This is a genomic window from Pseudomonas sp. NDM, assembly GCF_003105095.1.
Taxonomy (GTDB): domain Bacteria; phylum Pseudomonadota; class Gammaproteobacteria; order Pseudomonadales; family Pseudomonadaceae; genus Aquipseudomonas; species Aquipseudomonas moraviensis_A.
The window spans coordinates 1-12,481 of record NZ_QETJ01000146.1; the positions used below are offsets into that span (position 1 = coordinate 1).

General features: G+C 61.0%; 10 protein-coding genes. 3 read left to right on the top strand and 7 right to left on the bottom strand.

Translation table 11 applies throughout. The features are described from left to right. Positions 1–71: 71 nt before the first annotated feature. Positions 72–455 carry a hypothetical protein gene (locus DCO47_RS21695; protein ID WP_065616386.1) on the bottom strand — a complete coding sequence of 128 codons (384 nt, stop codon included), beginning with the start codon at positions 453–455 and terminating at the stop codon, positions 72–74. Positions 456–606: 151 nt separating this feature from the next. On the opposite strand from DCO47_RS21695, the gene phoB reads away from it, so the two are divergent. The 3 genes from phoB to DCO47_RS21710 all read left to right on the top strand — a co-directional run bounded on the left by phoB (position 607) and on the right by DCO47_RS21710 (position 4,187). Further along, positions 607–1,296: a phosphate regulon transcriptional regulator PhoB gene (phoB, locus tag DCO47_RS21700; protein WP_007896474.1), complete on the top strand. Its 690-nt coding sequence runs from the start codon at positions 607–609 to the stop codon at positions 1,294–1,296. 140 nt (positions 1,297–1,436) lie between these two features. Further along, positions 1,437–2,723: a phosphate regulon sensor histidine kinase PhoR gene (gene phoR, locus DCO47_RS21705; RefSeq protein WP_236705283.1), complete on the top strand. Its 1,287-nt coding sequence runs from the start codon at positions 1,437–1,439 to the stop codon at positions 2,721–2,723. A 123-nt stretch (positions 2,724–2,846) separates the two neighbouring features. Next, positions 2,847–4,187 (top strand): hemolysin family protein, encoded by a 1,341-nt coding sequence (locus tag DCO47_RS21710; RefSeq protein ID WP_042608078.1) that lies wholly within the window; start codon positions 2,847–2,849, stop codon positions 4,185–4,187. Positions 4,188–4,293: 106 nt separating this feature from the next. Here DCO47_RS21710 and DCO47_RS21715 read toward each other — a convergent pair whose 3' ends face one another. The 6 genes from DCO47_RS21715 to DCO47_RS21740 all read right to left on the bottom strand — a co-directional run bounded on the left by DCO47_RS21715 (position 4,294) and on the right by DCO47_RS21740 (position 12,082). Further along, the gene (locus DCO47_RS21715; protein WP_064365143.1) at positions 4,294–5,190 is read right to left on the bottom strand and encodes a M23 family metallopeptidase; all 897 of its coding nucleotides are present in this window, start codon (positions 5,188–5,190) and stop codon (positions 4,294–4,296) included. A 185-nt stretch (positions 5,191–5,375) separates the two neighbouring features. Then, complete coding sequence (locus DCO47_RS21720; protein ID WP_042608076.1) at positions 5,376–6,329, bottom strand: response regulator; 954 nt, start codon at positions 6,327–6,329, stop codon at positions 5,376–5,378. A 187-nt stretch (positions 6,330–6,516) separates the two neighbouring features. Beyond that, positions 6,517–7,278: a phosphate signaling complex protein PhoU gene (phoU, locus tag DCO47_RS21725; RefSeq protein WP_016772483.1), complete on the bottom strand. Its 762-nt coding sequence runs from the start codon at positions 7,276–7,278 to the stop codon at positions 6,517–6,519. A gap of 118 nt (positions 7,279–7,396) precedes the next feature. Further along, positions 7,397–8,230, bottom strand: a complete 834-nt coding sequence (gene pstB / locus DCO47_RS21730) for a phosphate ABC transporter ATP-binding protein PstB (RefSeq protein ID WP_016772482.1) — start codon at positions 8,228–8,230, stop codon at positions 7,397–7,399. Positions 8,231–8,361: 131 nt separating this feature from the next. Then, positions 8,362–10,032 carry a phosphate ABC transporter permease PstA gene (gene pstA, locus DCO47_RS21735; protein WP_116658895.1) on the bottom strand — a complete coding sequence of 557 codons (1,671 nt, stop codon included), beginning with the start codon at positions 10,030–10,032 and terminating at the stop codon, positions 8,362–8,364. A gap of 16 nt (positions 10,033–10,048) precedes the next feature. Beyond that, positions 10,049–12,082, bottom strand: a complete 2,034-nt coding sequence (locus tag DCO47_RS21740) for an ABC transporter permease subunit (RefSeq protein WP_177434365.1) — start codon at positions 12,080–12,082, stop codon at positions 10,049–10,051. Positions 12,083–12,481: the final 399 nt, after the last annotated feature.

Below are 12,481 nucleotides of genomic sequence, written 5' to 3' on the forward strand. Positions count from 1 at the left end.
TGTCAGTTGACGAAAGCATCGACTGACACACCGCTATCGCGAGCAGGCTCACTCCTACAAGGGCACCGTGGTTATTTGGCTTTGGCGACTTTCCAGGCGCCGTCCATTTTGCCGTCGCCGGTCATGTCACCGGCCTTCTTGTCCATCACGAAGGTGTACAGCGGCATGCCTTGGTAGGCCCACTGCATCGTGCCGTCGTCACGCTTGATCACCGTCCAGTCGCCCATGGATTTATCGCCTGCCTCAGCCTTCAGCGGCGGCCAATTCGCCGCGCATTTGTCGTTGCAGGCAGATTTGCCAGCGGAATCCTTGGCAAAGGTGTACAGGGTCATGCCCTTGTGATCGGTGTACATGCCGTCCTTCTCCATCACCGGATCGGCAGCCATGGCCAGTCCCGGCAGAGTCAGGGCGGCGGCCATCAGCAGGGCTTTGAAAGAAGCAGTCATCTGAGTCATGGAAACCTTCTTTTGTGGTTGTCAGGATTCGGACTTAGAGCTTAGTCGAGGATGCGGACAAATGTTGCCGGCCTGAAATACTGTCACACGACTGCAATAATTCCGTTATCTAATGCGGCGCAAGACAGTTAAATGACAAGAGGATTAACCCATGGTTGGCAGGAGCATTCTGATCGTCGACGACGAAGCGCCCATTCGCGAAATGATCGCCGTGGCGTTGGAAATGGCCGGCTATGACTGCCTCGAGGCAGAGAACTCGCAGCAGGCCCACGCCATCATCGTCGACCGCAAGCCGGACCTGATCCTGCTCGACTGGATGCTGCCCGGTACCTCGGGCATCGAACTGGCCCGACGCCTCAAGCGTGACGAGCTGACCGGGGATATCCCGATCATCATGCTCACCGCCAAGGGCGAAGAAGACAACAAGATCCAGGGCCTGGAAGTCGGCGCCGACGATTACATCACCAAACCGTTTTCCCCCCGTGAACTGGTCGCCCGCCTCAAAGCCGTGCTGCGCCGCGCCGGCCCGACCGATGGCGAAGCGCCGATCGAAGTCGGCGGCCTGCTGCTCGACCCGATCAGCCACCGCGTGACCATCGACGGCAAACCCGCCGAGATGGGCCCGACCGAATACCGTCTGCTGCAATTCTTCATGACCCATCAGGAACGCGCCTACACCCGTGGCCAGTTGCTCGATCAGGTTTGGGGCGGCAACGTCTATGTCGAGGAGCGCACCGTCGACGTGCATATCCGCCGCCTGCGCAAGGCCCTCGGCGACGCCTACGAAAATCTGGTACAAACCGTGCGCGGCACCGGCTACCGCTTCTCCACAAAAGCGTAAAAAAGCAGCTGCAAGCTTCCAGCTACAAGCGGCAAGTGAAAGCCGATCCGTTTTAGCCTGGAGCTTGCGGCTTGAAACTTGAAGCTGCGGCTAAGGACGCCCTCGTGAATCAAAACTGGCATGGCACCCTGATTCGCCACATGCTGTTGCTGGTCACCGCCTGTCTGGTGATCGGCCTGATCACCGGCTATTACGGCTGGAGCCTCGCGGCCGGCCTGGGTCTCTATCTGGCCTGGACGCTCAAGCAATTGCTGCGTCTGCACGAATGGTTGCGCCAGCACCAGCCCGACGAAGCGCCGCCCGATGGCTATGGTCTGTGGGGCGAGGTGTTCGACAGCATCTACCATCTGCAACGTCGCGACCAACGGGTACGCGGGCGCCTGCAAGCGGTGATCGACCGGGTGCAGGAATCCACCGCTGCGCTGAAAGACGCGGTAATCATGCTCGACAGCGACGGCAATCTGGAATGGTGGAACCGCGCCGCCGAAACCCTGCTCGGCCTGAAGACTCCGCAGGACAGCGGCCAACCGGTGACCAACCTGGTGCGGCACCCGCGCTTCAAGGAGTATTTCGAGCAGGACAGCTTCGCCGAGCCGCTGGAGATTCCCTCGCCGACCAATGATCGGGTGCGCATTCAGCTGTACCTGACCCGCTACGGCAACAATGAACACCTGATGCTGGTCCGCGATGTCACGCGCATCCATCAGTTGGAACAGATGCGCAAGGATTTCATCGCCAACGTCTCCCATGAGTTGCGCACCCCGCTGACAGTGATCTGCGGCTACCTGGAAACCCTGCTCGACAATGTCGAAGAAGTGAACCCGCGCTGGGGCCGTGCCCTGCAGCAGATGCAGCAACAGGGCGGGCGCATGCAGACGCTGCTCAACGATTTGTTGCTGTTGGCCAAGCTGGAAGCCACCGATTACCCGTCGGACAACCAGCCGGTGCAGATCGACACGCTGCTGCAGTCGATCACCAGCGATGCGCAGCAGTTGTCCGGCGCGAAAAACCAGCGCATCACCCTGGAAGCCGACGCCCGCCTGGTGCTCAAGGGCAGCGAGGCCGAACTGCGCAGTGCGTTTTCCAATCTGGTGTTCAACGCGGTCAAGTACACCCCGGCCGAGGGCAACATCCGCATCCGCTGGTGGGGCGACGAGCAAGGCGCGCACCTCAGCGTGCAGGATTCCGGCATCGGCATCGACAGCAAGCATCTGCCGCGCCTGACCGAACGCTTCTACCGTGTGGACTCCAGTCGCAACTCCAACACCGGCGGCACCGGCCTCGGCCTGGCCATCGTCAAGCACGTGTTGTTGCGCCACCGCGCGCGCATGGAGATCAGCAGCGTGCCCGGCCACGGCAGCACGTTCACCTGCCATTTCGCCCCGGCCCAGGTGGCCAGCGCACGGGCCATCAGCGCCACCGAGTGACGCCGCCCGGCACGCGCCACTAGGCAATCGCCCGGTCAGCCGCTACATTGGCTGACTTGTGCCTGCCTTTCAGGCGCTGTCTGTCCCTACTTTCGAATCACACGGAACCCGCAAAACTCCATCATGGACCCTTCCCCTGGCTTGTCCCTCGCTACCATTTTTGCCGACTTCGGCATGATCCTTTTTGCTCTGATCCTGGTTTTGCTCAACGGCTTTTTCGTTGCGGCGGAATTCGCCATGGTCAAACTGCGCTCGACCCGGGTCGAGGCCATCGCTGAACAGAACGGCTGGCGCGGACACATCCTGCGCACCGTGCACAGTCAGCTCGATGCCTACCTGTCGGCGTGCCAGCTCGGCATCACCCTCGCCTCCCTCGGCCTGGGCTGGGTCGGTGAGCCGGCGTTCGCGCACATTCTCGAGCCGCTGCTGAGCGCCATCGGTGTCGACTCGCCCGAGGTCGTCAAAGGCGTGTCGTTCTTCACCGCGTTCTTCATCATTTCGTACCTGCACATCGTCGTCGGTGAGCTGGCGCCAAAGTCGTGGGCGATCCGCAAACCCGAGCTATTGTCGCTGTGGACGGCGGTGCCGCTGTACCTGTTCTACTGGGCCATGTACCCGGCAATCTACCTGCTCAACGCCAGCGCCAACGCGATTCTGCGTATCGCAGGGCAAGGCGAACCCGGCCCGCACCATGAACACCATTACAGCCGCGAAGAACTGAAACTGATCCTGCACTCCAGCCGTGGTCAGGATCCGAGCGATCAGGGCATGCGCGTACTGGCCTCGGCGGTGGAAATGGGCGAGCTGGAAGTCGTCGACTGGGCCAACTCCCGCGAAGACCTGATCACCCTCGAATTCAACGCGCCGCTGAAGGAAATCCTGGCGATGTTCCGTCGCCACAAGTTCAGCCGGTACCCGGTGTACGACAGCGAGCGCCAGGAGTTCGTCGGTCTGCTGCACATCAAGGATCTGCTGCTGGAACTGGCGGCGTTGGATCACATTCCCGAGTCGTTCAACCTCGCCGAGCTGACCCGCCCACTGGAGCGCGTGTCGCGACACATGCCGCTGTCGCAGTTGCTGGAGCAGTTCCGCAAGGGCGGCTCGCACTTTGCCGTGGTCGAGGAGGCTGACGGCAACATCATCGGCTACCTGACCATGGAAGACGTGCTGGAAGTGCTGGTCGGCGACATTCAGGACGAACACCGCAAGGCTGAACGCGGCATTCTCGCCTATCAACCGGGCAAGCTGCTGGTACGGGGTGATACGCCGTTGTTCAAGGTCGAGCGCCTGCTCGGCATCGATCTGGATCACATCGAAGCGGAAACCCTCGCCGGGCTGGTCTACGAAACCCTGAAACGGGTGCCGGAAGAGGAAGAAGTGCTGGAAGTCGAAGGCCTGCGGATCATCATCAAGAAGATGAAAGGGCCGAAGATTGTTTTGGCCAAGGTGTTGATGCTGGATTGAGTGCAATGCGGGAAACCGCGTTGCCTGCCAAAAGATCGCAGCCTTCGGCAGCTCTACAGGGATCGCATTCCCATGTAAGAGCTGCCGCAGGCTGCGATCTTTTGCTCTATTGCTTGCCCAGCGCAAAGTTGGGCAACGCCCCCAGCGGCTGGTTGAACTGATAGGGAATCGACACCAGCCCTTCGCCGGTATTGCGCTGCACCACGAAGTGCAAGTGCGGGCCGCTGCTGTTGCCGGTATTGCCCGACAGGGCCAGCGGGCTGCCGACCTTGACCCGCTGGCCTTCGCGCACGCTCACCGAACCCTGTTTCAGATGCAGGTACACGCCCATGGTGCCGTCATCGTGCAGCACCCGGACGAAATTGCCGGAGGCATCGGTGCCGCGCCCGCTCTGGGCATTCTCGGTCTTGACCACCACCCCCGCTCGCGCGGCAATGATCGGTGTGCCCACCGGCATGGCGATGTCCATGGCGTAGCGATTCTTCGGTCCATAGTGGCTGTACTGCCCGTTGGCGCCTTGGCTGAGGCGGAACGGTCCGCCACGCCAGGGCAGCGGATAGCGATAGCTCTGCGCGGTGCCTGAGGGGTCGCCCAGCGAATACTGGAACTGCGGCGAATACACCAGCGGCTGGTCGCGGCTGATCGCTGTCAGCAGCGCCAGCCGCGTGTTGCTGCGCGGTGGCAGCACGCGACGGATCGCCTGCGCGGGCGCGCCACGCACATTGCTCGTGCCGATGAAGGCCAGCGCAACCTCGACCGGCGCGTACAGATCGTTGCGCGCAAACACCACATCAACGCCCTTCTGCTTCTTGATGTCCAGGTACACCTGGCGATCAAGGCGTTCGACCATGCGATCCTGAAAAACGAACACTTTCGCGCCTTTGCTCGGGCGGTCACTGTACGAGACCACGCCGTTGGCGTCGGTGGATTTGTAGATGGTCATGGCCATCGCCAGCTGGGAGGCCAGGCAGAGACCGCAGAAAAACAGCAGGCGCGCGAGCATGGGCAAGAGTCTGTCGAAGGAAGGCCTGGGAATCAGCCTAGCAGCTGAGACAGACCAGGCTAGTCGACAGATGTTTCAAATTGGCCAGCACACAAAGCAAAAGATCGCAGCCTTCGGCAGCTCCTACATGAGAATGCGATCCCCTGTAGGAGCTGCCGAAGGCTGCGATCTTTTGGGCCGCGCAGTTACGCGCCGGGTACGAAATGCTTCTGCGCCGTGCCACGGGCGATCAGGCGCGAGATGTAGTCGAGCTTCTGTGCGTCCTGGTCGACGAAGCGGAAAGTCAGTTGCAGCCAGTCGCTGTCGGCTTTCTGCTCGTGGGCGACAATGGCGTGCAGGTAACCATTGAGGCGAGCGATCTCGGCGTTGTCGCCCTGCTCCAGATCGAGCACGGCGCTGTCGAGGATCTGCGGCAGGGTTTCGGTGCGCTTCACTACCAGCAGCGCTTCCTTGATGCTCAAGGCCTTGATCACGCATTGCTGGGTGCCGCTCGGCAGGCGTAGCTGGCCCTGACCGCGACCACCCACCGGCGCTTTCGAGGCGCCAGCTGCCTGCACCGGCGGGCTGTTGAGCAAACCACGCGAGGGTGCAGCGGCGGCTGCCGGAGCGGCGACAGGCTTGGCAAACGGGTTGGCTGCAGCGGCGGCCGGGGCGCCGCCGACCACGGCAGGCTTGCCACCGGTCAGTGCGCTCAGGGAATCGTTGCCGAACGCTGAATTCATCTTCGTCGGTGCGCTGTTCATCAAGGTGTCGAGCTTGCCGACCTTGTTCAGCGCCTGCTTGACCTTGGTCAGCAATTGCTCGTTGGTGAACGGCTTGCTGACGTAACCGGATACGCCGGCCTGAATCGCCTGCACGACGTTTTCCTTGTCGCCACGGCTGGTGACCATGATGAACGGCATGGTCTTGAGGTTGTCCTGCTCGCGGCACCAGGTCAGCAGTTCGAGGCCGGACATTTCCGGCATTTCCCAGTCGCACAGCACCAGGTCGAAGGCTTCTCGGGCCAGCATGGCCTGGGCCTTTTTGCCGTTGATGGCGTCCTCGGTGCGAATCCCCGGGAAGTAATTACGCAGGCACTTTTTCACCAGGTCACGAATGAACGAAGCGTCGTCCACGACCAACACACTGATCTTGCTCATCCAACACCCCTATTAAAATCCCGGCAAGCATAACGCTGGCTGATGGCACATTGCCAAAACTCTTCAGTCACGCCGGGACTTTTCGTTCGCGGGTGCTGCTTTTTAATTCGCTTTAATTCGCCTCCGCCTTTGAAAAGCAGAAACAAAAACGCCCGGCCAGAGGGCCGGGCGCTTTTCTCAGGCAATCTTACTTATCGTCAGCTTCGCCCGGAACATTAGCGGTTTCAGCACTTGTGCCTTCAACTTCTTCCTTCATGCGCTTGAGGCCCATATGGCGCACGTCGGTGCCGCGCACCAGGTAGATCACCAGTTCCGAGATGTTGCGCGCATGATCGCCGATGCGCTCCAGCGAACGCAGGACCCAGATAATGCTCAGCACCCGCGAGATAGAGCGCGGGTCTTCCATCATGTAGGTGGCCAGCTCACGCAGGGCGGTCTTGTATTCGCGGTCGATGATCTTGTCGTACTGCGCCACCGACAAGGCCAGATCAGCGTCGAAACGCGCGAAAGCGTCGAGCGCATCGCGAACCATGTTGCGCACCTGGTCGCCGATGTGACGAACCTCGACGTAACCGCGCGGTGCTTCGCCTTCTTCGCACAACTGGATGGCGCGGCGGGCGATCTTGGTGGCTTCGTCGCCGATACGCTCAAGGTCGATCACCGACTTGGAAATGCTGATGATCAAACGCAGGTCGGACGCCGCCGGCTGACGACGGGCGAGAATGCGCAGGCATTCTTCGTCGATGTTGCGTTCCATCTGGTTGATCTGATCGTCGATCTCACGGACCTGCTGAGCCAGACCGGAGTCGGCTTCGATCAGCGCCGTGACCGCATCGTTGACCTGCTTCTCGACCAGCCCGCCCATGGCAAGGAGGTGGCTGCGCACTTCCTCCAGTTCAGCGTTGAACTGCGCGGAAATGTGATGGGTAAGGCCTTCTTTGGAAATCATTGTTCGCTCCGCGAAAGTTGCAAGCTTCAAGCTGCAAGCTTCAAGCAGTTATGTATAAGTCCTGATATCGCACCGCATCTTTCTTGCCGCTTGAAGCTTGCGGCTTGCAGCTGTACGGCTAGCCGTACCGCCCCGTGATGTAGTCTTCGGTCTGCTTCTTCGCCGGGTTGGTGAACAGCGTATCGGTATCGCCGAATTCCACCAGTTTGCCCATGTACATGAATGCCGTGTAGTCGGACACCCGCGCGGCCTGTTGCATGTTGTGGGTAACGATGACGATGGTGAACTTGGACTTGAGCTCGTAGATCAGCTCTTCGACTTTCAGCGTCGAGATCGGGTCGAGGGCCGAGCACGGTTCGTCGAGCAGCAACACCTCCGGCTCGACCGCGATGGTGCGGGCGATGACCAGACGCTGTTGCTGACCACCGGAAAGGCCAAGGGCCGAGTCGTGCAGGCGGTCCTTGACTTCATCCCACAGCGCCGCGCCTTTCAACGCCCACTCGACCGCCTCGTCGAGAATGCGCTTCTTGTTGATGCCTTGAATGCGCAAGCCGTAGACCACGTTTTCGTAGATGGTCTTCGGGAACGGATTGGGCTTCTGGAACACCATGCCGACACGACGACGCAACTCGGCAACGTCTTCGCCCTTGCGATAGATGTTGTTGCCGTACAGGTTGATCGCGCCCTCGACGCGGCAGCCGTCGACCAGATCGTTCATCCGGTTGAAGGTACGCAGCAGCGTCGACTTACCGCAGCCGGACGGGCCGATGAACGCGGTCACACGCTGCTTCGGAATGTTCATGCTGACGTCGAACAGCGCCTGTTTCTCGCCGTAGTACAGGCTCAGGCCCGGCACTTCGATGGCAACGGTTTCCTGCGCCAGGTCCAGGCTCTGCTTGTCGCGGCCCAGGGCAGACATGTTGATGCCGTGGCTGTGTGTTTCGTGCTGCATGGGAGGCTCCCTGTGCTAACAAATTCGGTTCGTTTTTTGTAGGAGTGAGCCTGCTCGCGTTCCAGGCGCTGCGGTTTGTCTATCAAACCGCGGTGTTGCCATCGCGAGCAGGCTCACTCCTACATGAGAAATCAGCTGTCCAGTGCTTTGTATTTTTCGCGCAGATGGTTGCGGATATACACCGCCGACAGGTTCAACGTCGCGATCACCAGCACCAGCAGCAGCGCGGTGGCGTAGACCAGCGGGCGGGCGGCTTCGACGTTCGGGCTCTGGAAGCCGACGTCATAGATGTGGAAGCCCAGGTGCATGATCTTCTGGTCCAGGTGCAGGTACGGGTAGTTGCCGTCCACTGGCAGCGACGGCGCCAGTTTCACCACACCCACCAGCATCAGCGGCGCCACTTCACCGGCGGCGCGCGCCACGGCGAGGATCATGCCGGTCATCATTGCCGGGCTGGCCATCGGGATAACGATTTTCCACAGCGTTTCCGCTTTGGTCGCGCCGAGGGCCAACGAACCTTCACGCACGGTACGCGGGATACGCGCCAGACCTTCTTCGGTCGCCACGATCACCACCGGCACTGCGAGCAAGGCCAGAGTCAGCGAGGCCCAGAGCAGGCCCGGCGTGCCGAAGGTCGGTGCCGGCAATGCTTCAGGGAAGAACAAGCGGTCGACCGAACCACCCAGCACGTAGACGAAGAAGCCCAGGCCGAACACGCCATACACGATCGCCGGTACGCCGGCGAGGTTGTTCACCGCGATACGAATGACGCGAGTCAGGGTGTTCTGCTTGGCGTATTCGCGCAGGTACACCGCCGCCAGCACGCCGAATGGGGTGACGATCATCGCCATGATCAGGGTCATCATCACGGTGCCAAAGATCGCTGGGAAAATCCCGCCTTCGGTGTTGGCTTCACGGGGATCATCGGAGAGGAATTCCCAGATTTTGCTGAAGTAGAAACCGACCTTGGTCAACGTGCTCATCGCGTTCGGCTGGTAGGCGTGAACCACTTTGCCCAGACCGATTTCAATCTCTTTGCCGTTGGCATCGCGAGCGGTCAACGCGTCGCGGTTGAACTGCGCATGCAGATCGGCCAGACGCGCCTCGATGTCCTGATAGCGCGCGTTCAACTCGGCGCGCTCGGATTCCATGTCCGCTTGTGCGGTGGCGTCGAGTTTGCCTTCAAGCTCCAGCTTGCGGGCGTGCAGGCGGATGCGTTCGAGGCCGGCGTTGATCGCGCCGATGTCGACTTTTTCCAGCGATTTCAGTTGTGCAGCGAGGCCGTTCACGCGGTCGATGCGCGCTTGCAGTTCAGGCCATGCGGCCTCGCCCTCGGCGATGACCTTGCCGTCCTGTTTGACGTTGACCAGGTAGCCGTAGAAGTTGCCCCACTCACGACGCTCGATCGCCATCAGCTCGGGCGGCGTGGTCTGGTTGGTCAGCCACTCGCCGACGATCCAGGTGAAGTCGTTGCCGTTCAGGTCACGGTTGCCGACCTTGATCAGCTCGCGGGTCATGAATTCCGGGCCTTCGTCCGGCACCGGCAGGCCGGCACTCTTCAGACGGGCACGCGGCACTTCTTCTTTTTGCACCACTTCGCCGATCACCAGGTGATTGGCCTGGCCCGGTACGTCGTAATGCGCGTGGATCAGATCCGCCGGCCAGAAGTGACCGAGACCGCGCACGGCAATCACCGCCAACAGGCCAATGGTCATGATGACCGCGATGGACACCGCGCCACCGCTGATCCAGACGCCAGGGGCGCCGCTCTTGAACCATCCTTTCAGGGAGTTCTGTTTCACAGACTTCTACCTTTGCTTAAAGCGACGAGTATTTCTTGCGCAGACGCTGACGAATCAGTTCTGCCAGGGTGTTCATGACGAAGGTGAACATCAGCAGCACCAATGCCGAGAGGAACAGCACGCGGTAGTGGCTGCCGCCGACTTCCGACTCGGGCATTTCCACCGCGACGTTGGCGGCCAGGGTGCGCAGGCCTTCGAACAGGTTCATCTCCATGACCGGGGTGTTGCCGGTGGCCATCAGCACGATCATGGTCTCGCCGACCGCACGGCCCATGCCGATCATCAGCGCCGAGAAAATGCCCGGACTGGCGGTCAGGATCACCACGCGGGTCATGGTCTGCCATGGCGTGGCGCCGAGGGCCAGAGAACCCAGGGTCAGGCCGCGCGGCACGCTGAACACGGCGTCTTCGGCGATCGAGTAGATGTTCGGGATCACCGCAAAACCCATGGCCAGACCGACCACCAGAGCGTTGCGCTGGTCGTAGGTGATGCCCAGGTCGTGGGAAATCCACATGCGCATGTCGCCACCGAAGAACCAGTTTTCCATGAACGGACTCATGTACAGCGACAGCCAGCCCACAAACAGGATCACCGGAATCAGCAGCGCACTTTCCCAGCCATCCGGGACTTTCAGGCGGATCGACTCGGGCAGGCGGCTGAAGGTGAAACCGGCGACGAGGATGCCGATCGGCAGCAGCATCAACAGGCTGAAAATCCCCGGCAGATGACCTTCGACATACGGCGCCAGGAACAGGCCGGCGAAGAAACCGAGGATCACCGTCGGCATCGCCTCCATCAGCTCGATCACCGGTTTGACCTTGCGGCGCATGCCCGGGGCCATGAAGTACGCGGTGTAGATCGCCGCAGCGACGGCGAGTGGTGCCGCCAGCAACATCGCGTAGAACGCGGCTTTCAGGGTGCCGAAGGTCAGCGGCGACAGGCTCAGTTTCGGTTCGAAATCGGTGTTGGCCGCCGTCGATTGCCAGACGTATTTAGGCTCGTCGTAGTTCTCGTACCAGACCTTGCTCCACAACGCGCTCCACGATACTTCCGGGTGCGGGTTGTCGAGCAGCAGCGGTTGCAGCTTGCCGCCGGCTTCGACGATCACCCGGTTGGCGCGTGGCGACAGACCGAACAGGCCCTGGCCTTCAACTACCTGATCAACCAGCAAAGTGCGGTGCGCGGTGCTGTGGAACACGCCGAGCTTGCCGCTGGCATCGAGGGCGAGGAAGCCTTTGCGGCGTTCTTCGGCAGCGATTTCAACGATCGGTGTGGTGCCCATCTCGAAAGTGCGGATCTGCTTCAGGCGCAGCTCGCCATCGGTGTCGCGGGCCATGAACCACTGGGCCAGACCGCCCTTGGAATCACCGACGATCAGCGAGATGCCGCCGACCAGTTGCCCGGTCGCAGTGACTTCGGCGTCGGCATTTTCCAGCAGTTTGTAGCGGCCGTTGAGGCTCTTGTCGCGCAGGCTGAACACGTCGGCCTGGGCACGTCCATTGACCACGTACAGCCATTGCTGACGCGGGTCGACGAAGATGTTTTTCACCGGCTCGGTCATCTGCGGCAGATCGATACGCTTCTGCTCGTTGGTGACTTCGCCGGTCATCATGTTTTCTTCGCTGGTCAGCGAGAGCACGTTGAGTTGCGAACCGGTGGAGCCGACCAGCATCAGCGTCGAGTCGGTGGCGTTGAGGCTGACATGCTCCAGCGCGCCGCCGCTTTCATTCAGCGCGATCGGCGCCTCACCGTACGGGTATTCGATGGCCGGGCTGATGGTTTTCTTGCCATCCGGGTAGCTGACTTTATAGGTGTGACGGAACACCAGCGCCTGGCCGTTGGACAGGCCTACGGCCACCAGCGGATGGCCCGGCTGATCTTCGCCAATCGAAGTCACCGTGGCGCCCGCCGGCAATGGCAGGTCGACGCGCTTGAGTTCAGCGCCACTGTCGATATCGAAAAACAGCGCCTGGCCCTTGTCGGAGACGCGCATGGCCACCTGATTCTGCTCCTCGAGCGAGATCATCAGCGGCTTGCCGGCGTCCTGCATCCAGGCCGGGGTGATCGAGTCTTTCGCGGTCAGGTCGGCACCCTGGAACAAGGGCGCAACGACATACGCGAGGAAAAAGAAAATCAGGGTGATTGCCGCGAGCACCGCCAGGCCGCCAACAAGGACGTACCAGCGGGTGAAGCGATCCTTGAGCGCGCGAATGCGACGCTTGCGTTGCAGCTCAGGCGTATTGAAATCAATGCGCTTGGGAGGGGAAGACGTAGTCATTGGGGAATTGGCCAGATCGTTCATGCGCACACCCTAGCGATCCTGTATGACAGAAAGATGACAGTGCAGTGACGCAGCAAATCCGCCGCCAGCGGGATGCTGGAGGAGGATCGAAAAATTCGATGTAGTGAAACCTGTGCAGGAGCTGTCGAGGGAACCGAGGCTGCGATC

Coding starts and splice junctions, on each gene's coding strand:
- DCO47_RS21720 (WP_042608076.1), bottom strand. CDS start 6,329: ATGAGCAAGATCAGTGTGTTGGTCGTGGACGACGCTTCGTTCATTCGT.
- DCO47_RS21715 (WP_064365143.1), bottom strand. CDS start 5,190: ATGCTCGCGCGCCTGCTGTTTTTCTGCGGTCTCTGCCTGGCCTCCCAG.
- pstB (WP_016772482.1), bottom strand. CDS start 8,230: ATGCAGCACGAAACACACAGCCACGGCATCAACATGTCTGCCCTGGGC.
- phoU (WP_016772483.1), bottom strand. CDS start 7,278: ATGATTTCCAAAGAAGGCCTTACCCATCACATTTCCGCGCAGTTCAAC.
- phoR (WP_236705283.1), top strand. CDS start 1,437: ATGCTGTTGCTGGTCACCGCCTGTCTGGTGATCGGCCTGATCACCGGC.
- phoB (WP_007896474.1), top strand. CDS start 607: ATGGTTGGCAGGAGCATTCTGATCGTCGACGACGAAGCGCCCATTCGC.
- DCO47_RS21710 (WP_042608078.1), top strand. CDS start 2,847: ATGGACCCTTCCCCTGGCTTGTCCCTCGCTACCATTTTTGCCGACTTC.
- DCO47_RS21695 (WP_065616386.1), bottom strand. CDS start 455: ATGACTCAGATGACTGCTTCTTTCAAAGCCCTGCTGATGGCCGCCGCC.
- DCO47_RS21740 (WP_177434365.1), bottom strand. CDS start 12,082: ATGCAGGACGCCGGCAAGCCGCTGATGATCTCGCTCGAGGAGCAGAAT.